This window comes from Nocardia sp. NPDC006630, assembly GCF_040611495.1.
In the GTDB taxonomy this organism is placed as follows: domain Bacteria; phylum Actinomycetota; class Actinomycetes; order Mycobacteriales; family Mycobacteriaceae; genus Nocardia.
The window spans coordinates 35,924-52,772 of the sequence record NZ_JBEXOK010000021.1 but is presented as its reverse complement, the minus strand read 5'-3'; the positions used below and the strand labels follow the sequence as shown (position 1 = coordinate 52,772).

General features: G+C 67.2%; 13 protein-coding genes. 4 read left to right on the top strand and 9 right to left on the bottom strand.

Annotated elements, in window-relative coordinates:
- Nucleotides 1-77: 77 nt before the first annotated feature.
- Nucleotides 78-1,475: a wax ester/triacylglycerol synthase family O-acyltransferase gene (locus tag ABZX86_RS39080; RefSeq protein WP_355131318.1), complete on the bottom strand. Its 1,398-nt coding sequence runs from the start codon at nucleotides 1,473-1,475 to the stop codon at nucleotides 78-80.
- Between the two features lie 235 nt (nucleotides 1,476-1,710).
- On the opposite strand from ABZX86_RS39080, the gene ppsA reads away from it, so the two are divergent.
- Together ppsA and ABZX86_RS39070 are read left to right on the top strand one after the other, a co-directional pair.
- A complete protein-coding gene (gene ppsA / locus ABZX86_RS39075) occupies nucleotides 1,711-4,026 on the top strand; it encodes a phosphoenolpyruvate synthase (protein ID WP_355131316.1) in 2,316 nt (771 codons plus the stop codon).
- Between the two features lie 211 nt (nucleotides 4,027-4,237).
- Nucleotides 4,238-5,854, top strand: a complete 1,617-nt coding sequence (locus ABZX86_RS39070; protein WP_355131382.1) for a GAF domain-containing sensor histidine kinase — start codon at nucleotides 4,238-4,240, stop codon at nucleotides 5,852-5,854.
- A 34-nt stretch (nucleotides 5,855-5,888) separates the two neighbouring features.
- Here ABZX86_RS39070 and ABZX86_RS39065 read toward each other — a convergent pair whose 3' ends face one another.
- From ABZX86_RS39065 to ABZX86_RS39045, 5 genes are all read right to left on the bottom strand, one after another.
- Nucleotides 5,889-6,791 (bottom strand): universal stress protein, encoded by a 903-nt coding sequence (locus ABZX86_RS39065; protein WP_355131314.1) that lies wholly within the window; start codon nucleotides 6,789-6,791, stop codon nucleotides 5,889-5,891.
- 48 nt (nucleotides 6,792-6,839) lie between these two features.
- On the bottom strand, nucleotides 6,840-7,427 hold the full coding sequence (locus tag ABZX86_RS39060; protein WP_355131312.1) for a hypothetical protein: 588 nt from the start codon (nucleotides 7,425-7,427) through the stop codon (nucleotides 6,840-6,842).
- An 82-nt stretch (nucleotides 7,428-7,509) separates the two neighbouring features.
- The gene (locus tag ABZX86_RS39055) at nucleotides 7,510-8,502 is read right to left on the bottom strand and encodes an NAD(P)H nitroreductase (RefSeq protein ID WP_355131310.1); all 993 of its coding nucleotides are present in this window, start codon (nucleotides 8,500-8,502) and stop codon (nucleotides 7,510-7,512) included.
- 16 nt (nucleotides 8,503-8,518) lie between these two features.
- A complete protein-coding gene (locus tag ABZX86_RS39050) occupies nucleotides 8,519-9,418 on the bottom strand; it encodes a universal stress protein (protein WP_355131308.1) in 900 nt (299 codons plus the stop codon).
- 97 nt (nucleotides 9,419-9,515) lie between these two features.
- Nucleotides 9,516-10,454 (bottom strand): 2-dehydropantoate 2-reductase N-terminal domain-containing protein, encoded by a 939-nt coding sequence (locus tag ABZX86_RS39045; RefSeq protein WP_355131306.1) that lies wholly within the window; start codon nucleotides 10,452-10,454, stop codon nucleotides 9,516-9,518.
- Between the two features lie 146 nt (nucleotides 10,455-10,600).
- Between ABZX86_RS39045 and ABZX86_RS39040 the strand changes: the two genes are divergently transcribed.
- Nucleotides 10,601-11,644, top strand: a complete 1,044-nt coding sequence (locus ABZX86_RS39040) for a zinc-dependent alcohol dehydrogenase family protein (protein ID WP_355131304.1) — start codon at nucleotides 10,601-10,603, stop codon at nucleotides 11,642-11,644.
- Nucleotides 11,645-11,792: 148 nt separating this feature from the next.
- The gene (locus ABZX86_RS39035) at nucleotides 11,793-12,131 is read left to right on the top strand and encodes a hypothetical protein (RefSeq protein WP_355131302.1); all 339 of its coding nucleotides are present in this window, start codon (nucleotides 11,793-11,795) and stop codon (nucleotides 12,129-12,131) included.
- 377 nt (nucleotides 12,132-12,508) lie between these two features.
- Here the strand turns inward: ABZX86_RS39035 and ABZX86_RS39030 are convergent, their stop codons facing one another.
- From ABZX86_RS39030 to ABZX86_RS39020, 3 genes are all read right to left on the bottom strand, one after another.
- On the bottom strand, nucleotides 12,509-13,510 hold the full coding sequence (locus tag ABZX86_RS39030) for a zinc-binding alcohol dehydrogenase family protein (protein WP_355131300.1): 1,002 nt from the start codon (nucleotides 13,508-13,510) through the stop codon (nucleotides 12,509-12,511).
- Between the two features lie 355 nt (nucleotides 13,511-13,865).
- Entirely contained in the window at nucleotides 13,866-14,153 is a 288-nt protein-coding gene (locus ABZX86_RS39025) for a putative quinol monooxygenase (protein ID WP_355131298.1), read from the bottom strand.
- A 31-nt stretch (nucleotides 14,154-14,184) separates the two neighbouring features.
- A complete protein-coding gene (locus tag ABZX86_RS39020) occupies nucleotides 14,185-16,656 on the bottom strand; it encodes a CoA transferase (RefSeq protein WP_355131296.1) in 2,472 nt (823 codons plus the stop codon).
- Between the last annotated feature and the right edge of the window lie 193 nt (nucleotides 16,657-16,849).

Genomic DNA, 16,849 nt, shown 5'->3' with positions numbered 1-16,849 from the left:
ACACCATCAGAAGCACTGGATGAGTGTTGCGATGGCCGCCTGAGCCCGACCGCGACCCACGCGTCCTAGCTGGGCAGCTATCGCGACGGGACGCGCGGCAGCAGTGGAATCGTTTCGGCAATCCCGGAGTCCGGGAGCTTGCGGGCCGCGGCCAGCAATTCGGCTATGCCGCTGTGGATTCCGTCCGCGAGCAGTTGCAGATCAGGTGTGGTGTCGTAATCGCCGGTGATTCCGAAATTCAGTTGATCGCCGTAGCTGAGAATGGCGATTCCGGTGCGCAGGCGCATGGCGATCGGAACGGCCGGAAGGAGTTCGAGGACTCGGCGGCCCTGCACCATGAGGATGTCGCGTGGGCCCGGAATATTGGTGGCGAGGGCGGTGACGCCGCGCTGGGGCAGCCGGGACAGCAGGCGCAGCGACCACGCCACGGTCGCGAACGGCAACCATTCGGCCATGGCGATCATGGACTTCTCGGCCTGCGCTTCGCCTTTCGACTTGTGTTTCGTCATCCGCTCATGAATGAGAGCCAAGCGCTCGGCCGGGTCACCGAGGTGGATGGGCAGCATCGGCAATACGGCCGAGACCCGATTGTCCAGAACGAATTTCGCATGCGCCGCCCGCATGGACACCGGAACCAGGATGCGCAGCATATCCGCGGCCGGGTGCTCACCGCGTTGCAGCAGCAGTCCGCGATAGGCCGCGGCCACCGCGGCCAGCACCACATCGTTGACCGTCACATCGAACGACTTGCCGATCTCACGGACGTCGGTGAGAGACGCACGCGCCGCGAGATAGCGCCGCTGCTGCCCGATGGACCCGTTCAGCGACGAGCCGGCGGTCGGCGAAACAGCCGCGGCGGCAACGGGAATCAGACCCCGCACCACACCCAGCGCATGGCCGGGCAGCTCGAAGGGCATCCGGATGCCCTTCATCGCCATGGCGAGCCAATCGACCGAGGGGTGATCACCGTCAACGCCCTCGGGCCTGTTCGACTCCGATCGGCCCTCGACGGGATCGCAAAAGCTCTCGAACATGGTGACACCGGAGACCCCGTCGACCAGGCTGTGGTGCGCTTTGACAAAAACGGCCCACCGGTCATCGGTGAGATGGTCGACAACAATGCATTGCCACAGGGGATGATCGCGGTCCAACCGCTGCGCGAGTTCGGCCGCCACCATCTCGAACAGGGCAGCATCGTCCGCCGGGTCCGGCAGCGCGATCCAGCGAATATGGTGCGCCAGATCGAAATTCGAGTCCTCCTCCCATATCGGGGTGGTCAGGTCCAGCGGCGTCCGCCGCAGCTTCTGGCGCAGGCGCACATTGTCTCGGAGTCGCTCGGCCACACCCGCGATGAATTCCGAGCGAGTCGGCGGCGGGCCGGAAATGATGGCGGCAGCGCCTATTCCGAGACTGATGTGCCGATCGGAATCCTCGAGTTCGATGAAGCCGGCGTCCAGCGGATGTAATTCGGTCATGACCGATACCTGACATAGGAAGGTTGAGACACATCCATACTTCCGCGCCGGACCCCCGTCCACGAGGAGCGAAAGTCACCGATGCGAGTGACCGTCGTCATGCCGGCGCCGGTTGGTGCGCGGCGAACCGCCCACGGGCCCAACGCCCGCCGAACCGGGACCTTCGCCTCTGCCCGGCGCCCGCTCCCGCGCGCGACGCTGAGGACAAGACGACACATGAGCGATCGGAGCCGTAATGGGCGACTATGTGGCCGACCTGAGTGAACTGCGGTTGGCGGATGCCGACCGCGCGGGCGGCAAGGGCGCGAACCTGGGCGAGTTGGTCGCGGCGAAACTTCCGGTGCCAGCGGGATTCGTCGCACTGAAATCCTGTTTCGAGGAGGCGATCACCGCCGGACCGCACGGGGTCGAGCTGGACAAGCTGCATGCCCAGGCCCTCGCCAGCGCACTCGACGCGACACCCGCCGAAGAGCAGCGCCTGGACGAACTGTGCAGCCGCATGCGCGAACTCGTGCACGCCTCCCCGATGCCGCCTGCCGTCCGCGACGCCGTTCTCGGCTCCTACCACGGTCTCGGCGACGATGTCGTGGTCGCGGTGCGCTCGTCCGCGGTGGGCGAGGACAGTGCGACGGCCTCGTTTGCGGGAATGAACCTCTCGCGCACCAATATTCACGGCGAGGAGCAGCTCATGCAGGCCCTCGTGGAGTGCTGGGCCTCGCTGTTCACGCCGCGGGTGGAGACCTACCGCGCACGCCGCGGAATGCACGACCGTCCCGATATCGCCATAGTCGTGCAGACCATGGTGGCCGCCCGGATCGCCGGTGTGGCGTTCACCGCCGACCCGACCACCGGACGACGCGATCGTCTGGTCATCGATGCCGCCCGCGGCCAGGGCGAGGTCGTCGTCTCCGGCGCCGTCGAACCCGACACCTACATCTTCGACGCCGCCGGGCCCACTCTGCTCGACACTCACACCGGGCATCAGGCCTTCGAGATCGTGCCCGGCCCCGACGGTGACAAGCGCGTGGAACTGAGCGGCGACGATGCCGACACGCCCGCCCTCAGCGGCGAACAGGCCCTACAGGTCGCTCAGTTGGCACTGCGGGTCCAGCAGCACCACGGCGGCATACCGCAGGATGTCGAATGGGCCTTCGACGACGATCAGCTGCTGCTGGTGCAAGCGCGCCCTATCACCACGCTGCACGAGGACGCTGATACGACATCCACTGCGGCCCAGTCGGTCCCAGGTCCCGTACTGCTGCGTGGACTGGCCGCCGCACCCGGGCTCGCGAGCGGCCCGGTGCGCGTATTGCGGTCGCCGGCCGACGGCGGCACGCTCCGCGACGGCGATGTACTCGTCGCCCAGATGACCAATCCGGACTGGCTGCCCACCATCTCGCGGGCTGCCGCGCTGGTGACCGACAGTGGCGGGATGACCTGTCACGCCGCCATCGTGGCCCGGGAGCTCGGCGTGCCGTGCGTGGTCGGAACCCGGACGGCGACAACGGTTCTCACCCCCGGCGCGATGATCACGGTCGACGGGTCCGCCGGTCAGATCCGGGCCGGGCGCACCGCTCCGGCGCGGACCGAGGTCACCGCGCGGCCGGACGCTCCGATCATCGCCACCGAAACCACCGCTACCCGCGTCTACGTCAACCTGGCTCTGCCCGAGGTGGCCGAAAGGGTGGCCACCACCGTGGACGCCGATGGCGTGGGCCTGCTGCGCGCCGAGACGCTGCTCGTGCAGGCGCTGGGCGGACGCCATCCGCGCGACCTCATCGCCCGCGGGGAAGGTGGGCTGTTCGTGGACCGGCTCGCGGAATCGCTGTCGCGCATCACCACCGCATTCGGCACCAGGCCCGTCGTCTACCGGGCAACCGATATGCGCACCAACGAGTTTCGCTCCCTCGAGGGCGGAAGCCGGTACGAGCCGGAAGAGCACAATCCGATGATCGGCTACCGCGGCTGCTACCGCTACGTCCGGGAGCCGGAGATGTTCCGGCTGGAGCTGGCGGCACTTGCCCGGGTGCGGGAACGAACCCCCAACCTGCACTTGATGATTCCGTTCGTCCGCACCCGATGGGAACTCGAGGCCTGCCTGGATCTCGTCGACGCCAGCCCGCTCGGCCGGCAGCGCGGACTGCACCGCTGGGTGATGGCCGAGGTGCCGTCGGTGGTGTTCCGCCTGCCCGAATACGTGGGTCTGGGCATCGACGGCGTCTCCATCGGCAGCAATGATCTGACCCAGCTGATGCTGGGCGTGGACCGGGATTCGGAAGATTGCGCGGAACTGTTCGACGAGGCCGATGCGGCGGTGCTGGACGCCATCGGGCGCATCATCACCACCGCCAACCGGCTCGGGATCACCTCCTCGCTCTGCGGACAGGCCCCGTCCACCCGGCCGGAGTTCGCCGAACACCTGGTACGCATGGGAATCACCTCGGTTTCGGTGACTCCCGACGCGGTGGCCCGGACCCGGCGAGTGGTGGCCGCGGCAGAACGCCGGGTGCTGCTGCGCAATGCCCTGCGTCAGGCGGTGACCCACGGCTGAGGTACCTCGACATCGACTGTTCAAGGGCACCGCACAGGAATCCGCATAGGATGAGGCATGCAGCAGGTTCACACGCCGTGTGCCTGCCCAACTTCCTAGGACAGTCGACGTGACCAGCGACCCATCGAGCGGCTCCTATTCGGTCCGCGAGACTCTTTCCCAGCTGCGACTGCGGGAATTGCTCGTCGAGGTCAAGGATCGCGTCGAGCAGATGATCGACGCGCGCGATCGGATGGACGGGCTCGTCGAGGCCATGCTCACCGTCACCTCGGGCCTGGATCTCGACGAGACACTGCGCACGATCGTGCACACCGCCATCACATTGAGCGATGCGGGCTACGGGGCTCTCGGCGTGCGCGGTCATGATCTGCTGCTCGATCAGTTCATCTACGAGGGCATCGATGAGGCCACTCGCGCGCAAATCGGCGATCTGCCGGAAGGCCGGGGTGTACTCGGGCTGCTGGTCAGCCAGCCCAAGACCATTCGGCTGCAGAATCTCGCCGATCATCCGGCCTCGGTGGGCTTCCCGGCGAACCATCCGCCCATGCGCACCTTCCTCGGCGTGCCGATCCGCATTCGCGATGAGGTCTACGGCAACCTGTATCTCACCGAGAAGTCCGGCGGGCAGTTGTTCACCGAGGACGACGAGGTGATCGTGCAGGCGCTGGCGGCCGCGGCCGGTACAGCCATCGACAATGCCCGGCTGTACGAATCCGCCCGCACCCGGCAGGAGTGGATCGCGGCCACCCGTGATGTGGCGACGGACTTCCTCGCCGGAACCGATGCGGACCAGGTGATCTCGCGCGTGGTCCGAGACGCCCGTACCCTGACGCGATCGGAGTGGTCCTTCCTCGCGGTCACCGACGATCCGGAACTCCCGGTGGAGGAGACCACCGAGCTGACCATTACCGAATTGTCTTCGCCCGGAGCCGAACTCAGCAGTCCGGTGGTGCACACCACCGACACCGCCATCGGCAAGGTGTTCCGGGTCGGCACCCCATTGCGGTTCACGGAGACCGACAGCGTCGATCTCGGCGTCCAGATTCCCGAGGCCGGCCCCACCCTGATCTTGCCCCTGCACGCACAGGGTTCCGCCTTCGGCGTTCTGGTGCTGCTGCGGTCCGCCAAGTCGGCCCCGTACTCCGACGAGGTCGTGGAACTGGCAGCGGCTTTCACCGATCAGGCGGCGCTTGCCATCAAACTGGCCGAGGCCCAGCAGCGGGTGCGCGAACTCGACATCCTCACCGACCGCGATCGGATCGCGCGCGACCTGCACGATCATGTGATCCAGCGGCTGTTCGCGGCCGGTCTGAGCCTGCAGAGCACGGTGTCGCGGGCTCGCTCATCCGAAGTGCGAGAACGACTCTCGGACGTCATCAACGATCTGCAGGACGTCGTGCAGGAGATCCGGACCTCCATCTTCGATCTGCACGGCGGCAACAGTTCGAGCACCCGCCTGCGCCAGCGCATCGAACAGGTGATCAAACAGCACACCGGCGATCTGGAAATGCGCACGTCCCTGCGTATCACCGGCCCGCTGTCGGTGGTCGACGCCGAACTGGCGGACCATGCCGAAGCGGTGGTGCGGGAGGCGGTCAGCAATGCCGTCCGGCACTCCGGCGCCGAAACCCTCACGGTCGAGATCGATGTTGCCGATGATCTCAGCATCACCATTACCGACGACGGCTGCGGCATCCCCGATGACATCACCCCGAGCGGCCTGCGCAATCTGACCGCCCGCGCCGAACAATCGGACGGGCATTTCACGATGGAGCGCAACGCCGAGCAGAAGGGCACCCGGCTGCGCTGGTCGGTGCCACTGCACTGACCAGCGTTATCGGCTGCGGTAGAACAGTTTTCGCTCAGTCGGTCCGCACCACGATGGCGGGGCAATCCACACTGTGCAGCAGCGCCGCGCTGGTGGAGCCGAGCAGCATGCCGGTGAATCCGCCGCGGCCGTGACTGCCCACCACCAGTAGTTGCGCGTTCTCCGATTCGTCGAGCAACGCGCGAACCGGCCTGTCGCGCATCAGAATCCGGCGCACCCGCACATCGGGGAACTGCTCACCGAAGCCGGCCAGCCGCTCGGCGAGCACCTCCGACTCCTGCTCCTGGATCATGTCCCAGCCGGGCAGCGGCACGTCCAGGGCGCTGACATCGCTCCAGGCGTGCAGAGCGGTGAGCCCGACCTTGCGGCGCGAGGCTTCCTCGAAGGCCAGCGCCAGGGCGGGCATGCTGTTGTCGGAGCCGTCCACACCGACCAGCACCGGTTTCTCGGCCGTCAGCGCGTCCGTCGCGGCGGTGTTGTGCACCAGCGCAACCGGGCAGTGCGCGTGCCGGGTCACCGCCGTGCTCACCGAGCCCAGCAGTCCACGCCGAAACGCTCCGAGCCCTCTACTGCCGACCACGAGCACACGCGCCCGCGGCGAGAGGTCGATCAGGTACGGAATGATCGAATCGAAGGTCACCTCGGTGGAGATATCGAGTGCCTCGCCCGGGGCCGCGGCCCGCGCCACCCTGGTCGCCTCGACGACGACACCCTCGCCGTCGGTGCGCAGAACGCGCACATCGTCGTCGGAAAGCACCACGCCCGGAGCGAATCCGGTGGTCACCGCGACCGAGGTGACGATCCGCAGCGGTGCGCCGTGCAGGCCGGCGTCGACCGCCGCCCAGGCCGCCGCCTGATAGGCGACCGCCGAACCGTCGACCGCGACCACAATCGGCGGATTCAGTTGCGCGGCTTGTGCATCGGTGTGCTCAGTCATTGTGTTCTCCTCGTTTTCGATCAGTCGCTGCGGATATTGCGAAGCGATTCAGGTGCCGACTGGCCGGCTGATCTGCCGCCATCCGGCCTCCCACCGAGAGTTGCGCCGGATATCCAGCGCCCACCCGATGGACCAGGCCAGTGCCAGCCCACCGAGCCAGCTGAGGAGCAGGATCCCCAGACCCGTGGTGACGCCGTCGCTCACGGCCGCCGAGCGCTGCTTCGGCGCGGTGGTGGTCTTCCCGTCCGGGCGGAGCCACACCTGCACCGCGGCGCCGGGGGCAGTGGATTCCGGCACCGTGACGGTCGCCGCGCCGGACACGTTGTCCCGGGTCCACTGCACCGGCGCTTCGAATCGGTCCGCCGCGTAGGGATTCCCGCTCGGCACTCGCGCGGGCTTCGCGACCACGGTGGCGGACACCTGCGCCTTCAGGGTGTTCTCCACCCGAATCTGGTCCACCGAAGTGGAATAGCGCGCGGTCCCGGCGGCTCCGGCCACCGGCACCATGGCCAGCATGAGCCCGACCACCAGCAGGCGGATCGTTCCCTCGAACCGATCCGAACCCCGCATCAGCGGATTCGTATTCCACGGCTGCAACCGCCACATGCGCACGGGCAGTACCGGATTCCGCGACATCGCATGTCACCACTCTCTCGTCTGGTAATTCGAACTTGTCATCAGCATTGCGTGCACGAACCGCAGCGGGCAGGGAACAAGGTCACCGAGCGTGCGGGTCCAGCGGCACCAATGGCCGTACGACCTCGCTCAGCGGCAATCGGGGCGTGGCGGGGACCGGGTCGGCACTGGTTGCCGCCCAGCCCATTCGAATGATCAGCTGCGGATAGCCGAAGCCGTCGAGCAGCTCCGTGCGGATTCGCTCGCGGATCTCGGGCACTTCGAGGGGTTCGCTGAGCGGGCAGGTCGCCAGACCGCGCACGGTGGCGGTCAACAGCACCGCGCTCGCGGCCTCACCCGCTCGCAGTATGGCCTCGGTATCGTCGGAAGCCGTGCATACCAACAGCATTCGGGCCGATTCATCGGTGTCGCGAACCACCGCCTCGGCCAGCTGCGGATCGGCGAAAGGCCGTACCGTCGGGTCGGTCGCGACCACAGCCGCGCGAGCCGGTACGCCGTACGGCGCGGCGTGACGGCCGCTCCAGAGTGCGAGCTCGGCGGTGTAGGCGTCGTCGTGCGCGTGTTCCGCGGCAGCCTGTTCGAAAGCCCGCGCCAGGCGTCCCCGGTCCTCCGGAGAGTCGATATCCCGCACCAGCACACCGGTTTCGGCGCCTGCGGCGATCACTCTCGCGACCTGACCGGCGGGCACCTCCCAGGACGTGAATCGCCGCCGGTCGCTGTGCCGGTTGCTGATGGCGCGCGCCAGCGCGACCGCGTCCGGAGCCGGTGTGCACCGACGGAACTCGACCGAAGCCAGATGCGCGGGCTCCGCCGGATTGGGCAGCCGGTGCACTACCGTCTCCCATCCGAGAGCCCGCAGCGCCACTCGCAGATGATGCAGCGCCGCACCACAACTCACGAGCAGATCCCGGCGATCGGGATCGGTGTGCGGCAGTCGCCGGCTGTCATCGGCGAACAGATGGACACTGTCCGTGCCGATGCGCCACTCCCAGGGCTGGGTGTTGTGCACCGAGGGCGCACGCACAGCCAGCGCGATCGCCGCGTGGATGGTGTCGTAGTCCGGATGTTTCGGCATGATGGGTTCTCCTGAATCAGCTCTGTCGCACAACGATTACGGGGCACTCCGCGAGGTGCAGTAGTGCGATGCTCACCGAGCCGACCACCAGGCCGGCGAAGCCACCGCGGCCGTGACTGCCCACGACGAGCAATTGGGCGTCCGCGGTGTGTTCGAGGAGGGCGCGCTCGGGCGTATCCCGGACCACGACCAACTCGACCGGTACCTCCGGAAAACGCTCGCTGAACTCGTCCAGCTCGCTGTCGAGCAACAGTTCCTCGGTCTGGCGGATGCGATCCCAGCCGACCACGGGCAGGTCGAATCCGCTGCTGTCGCTCCACGCCCGCACCGCACGCACTCCGACCCGGCGCTGCGCGGCTTCCTCGAAGGCCAGCTCGATCGCGGGCAGGCTGTTCGAGGTTCCGTCGACCCCGACCACCACCTGTTTCTGCGCCGCGGACGGGCCACCCTGCGCGTCGCCGTGCACTATCGCGACGGGGCAGTGCGCGTGCCGCGACAGCGCGGCGCTGACCGATCCGGCTACGGCCTTCGAAATGCCCCTCCGCCCTCGATTGCCGACGACCACCATGCGCAGGTGCTGCGAACGGTCGATTAGAGCAGGGGTGATCGGATCGAGGCAGAGTTCCGTGGTGATCACGATGTCGTCGGCAATGAACTTCCGGGCGATCCGAGTCGCCTCGGTCAACATCCGCTCCGCGCCCTCACGCAGCTCAGCCTGCTCGGCAGCACTCAGGGAAGTCCGTGTCCCCCGTCCTACCGGTAGCGCGTAGGAGGTGATGAGGTGCAGCGGACAGTGCCGCAGCTCGGCCTCCGTCGCGGCCCACGCGACCGCCTGGTGGGAGATCTCCGAGCCATCTACGGCCGCGACGATCGGTAGGTTGCCCGGATCCTGGGCAGGACTGACGTGCTCGGCCATGGTGCCTCCTGAACAGGTGTTACCCCGAGCATCCCGCTCAACGTCCGGCAGACCCAGAGAACTAGGTCATTGTCCGGCCGGGACATCCGGCCCGGATTCAGCGGACTCCCGGCGGCAACCCCGGTCGATCCGTGCGCACGAGCCGGTCGAAGGCACCCGCGCTACCGGGTGGCAGCAGCGAATCGAGATCCACACGCAGCGCTGCGGTTTCGGTGTCCCGGGTCGCGCGGGCATGCGGTGCGATCGCCACCGTGCCCAGCGGGCCGCGCAGCGCACGGCGCCAATACCAGGCCGCCGCGGGAACGGGGGCTGCTGTGAAGATGAACCGCAGGCCCGCAGGCGCCACGGTGACACCGGAATTCTCCAGCGCCGCGAAGCCGTCACGCACGGCTCGCACCATTGTCCGCAGGGCCTCGCGGCTGTCGGTCAGACGCTCGATCGAGTACCCGGCTCGCTCGAGCGCCGCGCAGATCGCCACGACGAATACCGCGTGCGTGGCGAGCCAGCCGTCCATGTCATCGACGACCGAGATCGCGCATTCGGCGTCCGAGAATGCCTGCACCACAGTGCTTTCCCTGCCGTTCCTGCGCTCGATGGTGGTCGGCTGCTGCCGGATGCGCGCATACCTGACAGCACCGTCCGCCGCCAGATATCCGCCGATCCCCGGGAACGCACCCACAATCCGGCTCGCGCCGAACCGCTCCCGCAGCACTCCGAGGCCCAGGGGGCTGTTGAACATCGGCACCAGGACCGGGCTGTCGATTCGATCGAGCAGTCCCAGCACGCCGTCACGCTGATCCCGGCGCACCGCGATCAACGCCAGATCGTAGGCCTGCGCATCGATCTCAGCGATTATCCGCACCGGACGTGTGACCGTGCGCACTCCGTCGGTGATCGTGATGCCCTCGCGCGCAAGCTGTTCCGCTGTCCACCCGCGCGCGAGCACCGTGACCGCATGCCCGGCTTCGGCGAGCAGGCAGGCGTGAACTCGCCCGATGACACCGGCGCCGACGATGAGAACCTTCAGAACAGCCATCCCCCATACTGGCGCTTACGGCTGCCTGCCGGATCACTTATGGAGCAGCTGACCAACGATGTCTCCCGTCCGGGCCTTTCGGCACTGTCGGGGCCGTTCAGCAGCGACGAGGCTGAATTGCGAACACGATCCGACAAGGAGACGTCATGCATGCGATGGTCTATCACGGCCCCGGGAAAAGCGACTGGCAAGAGGTGCCCGACCCCGCGATCCGCGAGGCGACCGATGTCATCGTCCGCGTGGACACCGTCACGATCTGCGGAACCGATCTGCACATTCTCAAGGGCGATGTTCCCGAGGTGACCGAGGGCCGGATACTCGGCCACGAAGCAGTGGGCACGGTGACCGAAATCGGCAGCGGGGTACGAACCCTGCAGGTCGGGGATCGAGTCCTGATCTCCTGCATCTCGGCGTGCGGCACCTGCCGATTCTGCCGTGAGGGCCGGTACGGCCAGTGTCTGCAGGGCGGCGGCTGGATCCTCGGGCATCTGATCGACGGCACCCAGGCCGAACTGGTGCGAGTCCCCTTCGCCGACACCTCCACCTACCGAATTCCGGAAGGCCTCAGCGATGAACGCATGCTGATGCTGGCCGATATCCTCCCCACCAGCTACGAGGTCGGCGTGCGCAACGGCCGCGTCGGCCCCGGCGACGTCGTCGCCATCATCGGCGCCGGCCCGATCGGCTTGGCCGCCGTCATGACGGCCAAGCTCTACAGCCCGAGCCACATCGTCGTGATCGATATCGTCGACAGCCGCCTGGACGCCGCACACAAGCTCGGCGCCGATACCGTGATCAACAGCCGCACAACGAATGTGGGCGCCACGATCGCAGCGCTCACCGACGGCCTCGGTGCCGATGTGGTCATGGAAGCCGTGGGAACGCCGGAGACCTTCGAACTCGCGGTAGAGCTCGTGCGAGCGGGCGGGCACGTCGCGAATATCGGCGTACACGGCGCCCCGGCCACCCTCCACCTGGAGAAGGTATGGATCCGGGACCTGACCATCACCACAGGACTGGTCGACACCTCCACCACGCCCACCCTCATCCGGCTTCTGGAGGGCTGGCAACTCGACCCCACGGCCCTGGTCACCCACCGCTTCGGCTTCGACGAATTCCCCGCCGCCTACGACGTATTCGCACGGGCCGGTGAAACCGGCGCACTCAAGGTCGTGATCTCGAGAACGTGAACCGACCGCGCCTTCCCCGAGTGCCACGAAGGCACGGTGGTGAATTCGGAGGACGTTCGGCCCTTGGCGGAGCCGAGTACAGACACGACGCTTGATGGTGATGGGCGTCGGATCCATTGGGGATCACAATATTTCGAGAGGCAAGTACATGAAGCCGTTGTCAGAATCGCTGATGGATCTCGCAGACCGGGTGAAGCAGTTCGAAGAGTCCGCCGCTGGGGCGCGCGAGAAGAACCGCGTCACACTGCAGGCCAAGCGCGAAGAGCTGGGCGAGACCTTCGAACGAGAAGGGAACGAGTTCGACAAGACCACAACGGATTTGCGGGAGGCGGCGCAGAGCTGGTGGTCGGACACCAGGGGCGCCCTCGAACACCAGATCGGCATTATGCGGACCGACTTCGACAAGTGGCAGGCCGATATCAAGGCCCAGCACGCGGAACACACCTCCGAGGGCGGCAAGCATGCCGATCCGATCAGCAAGAGTTGACCATGCGCTCATGATATCGATTCCGCGGCAACCGATCTCGAAGCCCTGAAGCTTTCCAGGAATCCGCATGCGCAACCGTTGGCAGCGTCGGCCGATCCGGCCGGCGCTGCCAGCGCGTTCGACGGTCGAACACCAGCGCAAGAAGAATCCGCGACTGCACAGACTACGTTCGCGGGACGCCTGAGACCAGCCGAGTCGGGGCGGCTATTGCCCCAGGTGTTCGTCCACTCAGTTCGCAGAACAGAAAGCCCGGTGTGTCGGCCTGTGTCCAGCTCGGGCGATGGCGCAACCCGCGCGGGGCGCTGCGCGATGCCCAGCGGCGGCACAGTGAACACCATGCGGCACAGGAGGAATCGGGCCACCGCCCGATTCAGGCGCTACGGCACCAGCACTGCCGCACCGGCAAAGCGCCCGTGGGCGAGATCCTGGAGCGCTCGGTCGGCCGCATCCAGCGGGTACGGGTGGACGGTCACTTCCAGGTGGTGTTCTCCCGCAAATGCCAGGAATTCACGGGCATCGTCGCGGGTGTTGGCGGTGACCGAGCGGATCTCCTTCTCCTGGAAGAGGTGTCGCTGATAGTTCAGGGCCGGGATATCGCTGAGATGGATTCCGGCGATGGACAGGATTCCGCCGCGGTCGAGGGCTTCCAGTGCGGGCAGCACGAGGTCACCCACCGGTGCAAAGAGAATCGCGGCGTCCAGCGCTACCGGCGGCGGGTCGGCAGCGCCCTGCGCAGAGCTCGCACCGAGCTTCAGTGCGAGTTCCTGCGCGGCCGAATCTCGTGTCATCACATGGATTTCCGCGCCGCGGGCGAGAGCTACCTGGGCGGCGAGATGTGCGCTGCCGCCGAAGCCGTAGATGCCCAGTCGCCCGCCGACCGGAAGTGCTGCGCGTTCGAGTGCCCGGTAGCCGATGATCCCGGCGCACAGCAGCGGTGCGAGTTCGGCATCGCTGTATCCGTCCGGCAGCCGGTATGCGAAATCAGCTGGTGCCGTGGCGTACTCGGCATAACCGCCGTCAGCGTCCCAACCGGTGTAGCGCGAGTGCGGGCACAGGTTCTCCGCACCGCGCAAACAGTAACGGCACTGCCCACAGGTGTGTCGTAGCCACGCGATCCCCACCCGGTCCCCCACACCGAATTCCCCGGAGTTCCCCGGCCCGAGGGCGACGACCTCGCCCACGACCTCATGCCCCGGTACCACCCCGGCTCGGTGCACCGGCAAATCCCCCTCGGTGACATGCAAATCCGTCCGGCACACCCCGCAGGCCAGCACCCGTACTAGCAATTCACCCGCCTGCGGTTCCGGAACCTCCACCTCCCCGAACCGCATCGGCCCCTGATCGATCGGCTCGGGTCGCTCGACACGCCACGCACGCATCCATCGAGCCTAGTTCAGTGCGCCGCACGTGTCGGAAAGTCGCATTCATCAATCTTGTCGGGCGGCTCAGCGCTGGTGCAGTGGAATCAGGGCGAGGGCCAGTCGAGGAAGTCCATTGCGACACGTCCACACTGGCCCGCACTCTGCTCGGCCAAGTAGGTGGTGATGTCGGCGCTCGCGCGGAGACCGCACTCGGTCACCGCAAGCGCGCGAACGAGGCCTGCGCCGGGAGTGGCGTGCCATCGTGCGCATCGACTCTTGGAGCGGCCCGGGAATTGGCCCTGCGAACGCTCCGAGCGGAACGTTCGCAGGCGATTCCTGGCGTGGCCGCCGGTGAAATCCGGCGTCGCGGGGGTCAGACCGCGGTGAAGTACTCGATCTTCGGTGCGCCCGCCAGCAGCGGGGCCATCAGTTTGCCAGCGGCGCGGAAATGGTCGGACCGGCCGTGAGCTTCGACGGCCGCCTGATCGGAATACAGTTCGAAGAACCGGTAGTTATCGGCATCGGCGTTGGAGCGCACGAGCTGGTAGGTCAGATTTCCCGGCTCATTCGCCCTGATCTGCTCGATCAGATCGGCGACGACGGACTCGAACTCGGGACCCGAACCGGGCTTGACGGTGATCTCGGCGATGACTGCGATCATGTCTCTCTCCTTTTTGTGCGACGATACCGGCTCATATCGGCAGGTAGTCCCCGCCCGTTGCCCAGTGGTCGGCGACAATGGCGTCGTCGAGCAATTCGTCGATGTCTTGCAGTGAATGTCCGAGTTCCGCGAGGATCTCGGAGGTGTGCTGGCCCGGGAACGGCGCGGGGCTCAGCGATCGACGGGGTGTGTAGTCGCTGCGGACCCAGTCGGCGACGGGTACCCAGTAGCGCAATCCGCTCGGATGTTCCACGAATTCCACTCGCCCCGACGGGCTTTCCTTGGATTCAGCGTCCGAATCCGCGGGGTTCCGTGCGGCGGCCACCGCTGCTCGCCGCATCATGCGGCCGGTGACGATCGGATGCGCGGCCCACTCCTGTTCCAGCGCATAGCGAACGGCCTCGGCCACGGTGTATCGAGCGATGCGCGCGGGCAGATCGGCCGGAGCTCCCGCGCCCGGTGTTCGCGTGCGGTCAGCACCCGCGCTCACGAACAGCCACCCGTCTCGCGCCCGGTGGATCTGATCGCCCGGGCCGGTGCCGCGCGCATCGAGCCCGCCGGGTTCGCTTCCGTCGCCGTTCAGGAAAGGCAGCTGAATCCAGGTCGCCATGCGGGCCAGCGAGGTTCGCGCGCTGATGTCGTACCCGCCGCGGCTGCGGGCGATGAGCCCGAGGATTGCCGCGAACGCACCGGAGTATCCGGTGAAATAGTCTATGCAGGAAGCCAATCCATGCAGTGCCGGAGTGCGCTGCCCGCCGTAGCGGGTCATGATGCCGGCCGCAGCCTGCAGCGTCGGGTCGTAGCCGGGCAGCACATCGGAGACCGCCGGATCCGGTCCGCCGTGGGCGGTCATGGCCACCGTGATCACGCGGCGGTCGACTCGATGGGCGCTGTCCGGATCGAATCCGAGCCGGATCGCCTGATGGGGCAGACAGTTGTGGGTCAGCACATCCGCGCGCGCGATCATCTCGCGCAGTACGCCCTGACCGGCGTCGGTGGCGAGGTCGACGGCGATGCTGCGCTTGCCCGGATTGACCTCGAGGCCGAAGTGCAGCGTCTGGCGCGGCCCCATCTTCGGCACCGGCGGCACGATCTGGATGACGTCGGCGCCGAGTTCGGCGAGCGTCCTGGCGCAGGACGGCCCGGCGATCACGTTCGACAGATCCAGCACCGTGATGCCGTCCAGCCAGCCGGTGGCGGGCCTGGAGTCGGTGACGACGGGACCGAAGGTGCGCACATGCGGCCAAGTGCCCGTGGCGATTTCGGGGTCGGTGAGCCCGGCGGCCGTCACGTCCACCTGCCGCCCCGGTTCGACGTGATCGCCTGCCCGCCGCACGATGCCGTTCCCGAGGGCGAGCGCATGCTCGATCCATTCGGCGGTGGTGCGCTGCACCGCGGCGGGCACACCCGCTTCGGTGAGCCGCTGCTCCCATTCCAGTGCCGGCCGCCGGCGAAAGGCGCGCGCCAAGGCCGAACGCAGCGACAACCATCGCGGAGAAGCCCCGCGGTAGGCATTGATATTGGTCGATGAGGGCGGCACGTCCAGGCAATCGCCCGGCACGAATCCGAGGTCTGCGGCTTTGCCCGCCAGACCGGTCACGGCGAGCAGGCCGGCGACGTGCTTCTCATTGTCCATAGCGCACACGAACAGGCTGCGGCCGTCCGCGCACCGATAGTTGGCGAACAATGGCGGCGAGAATCGGTTCGTCAGCTCACCGAGCCACGCTGTGCTGCCGGACAATCCGTGCCCGAGCCTGCCGCGCGTGAGAGCCGTGGGCATACGTAGTGCGGCCGCCGCGTCCAGCAGCTTCTTCGGCGCGGGCGGCATGTTGTAGCGATCGGGCTGATCCTCGACCCGGTACACCAGACCCGCCGCTGCCGACATGGCCGCATCCAGCAGCGATACCTCGATCCGATCGCCGTGGCCGTGCGCGATGCGCGCGAACAGCGCCGCCGTGACCGCGATCGCGCCGTGCACTCCGGCATAGACCGACGGCAGCGGCAGCGGCGTATACGTCGGCGGCGCGTCGAAAATCGCACCCGGCAGCGACAGATCACTGTAGAAGCCGCAGGCCGCCGAGATGGCACCCTCCCAGCCCGGCATCGCACTGCGCTCGTCATGGCGCGAGAACCCCGGCAGGGACAGATAGATCACGCCGGGATTCGCCGCGGCCACCCGCGCATATCCGAACCCGAGGCGGTCCATCACGCCGGGCCTGAAGTTCTCGATCACCACATCGGCGGCCTCGACAAGCGCCCGCACCCGCGCGGCCGCGCCGGCATCACGGAGATCGACGACCTGAACGCTCTTGCCGCGCTGCAGGATTGCCGATGTGGCAGGATCGCAACCACTACCGCCCGGCGGCTGCACGACGATCACGTCGGCACCTTGATCAGCCAGGAAAACACCGGCCAGCGGCCCCGCGAGGTAATGCCCGAATTCGACCACCCGCAATCCGCTCAACGCGGCGGCCTGGTGCCGATCCTTCGACCTGTCGGGCATAACCACAGTGGCGCTCCTCGCCGAGACAACCTACTTGGAAGTAAGTTATCCCGGCAGCGACCAACCAGCAAGGCTGGGCGGCTCCACGTGGTGAAACCACTCACGAACCAACGTTGTTCGCAGCTGAGTTGTCTCGAAACGCCACAATCGTTCGCGGCGATAGACACGGCGGGGATGTGGTCGACACCAGTCG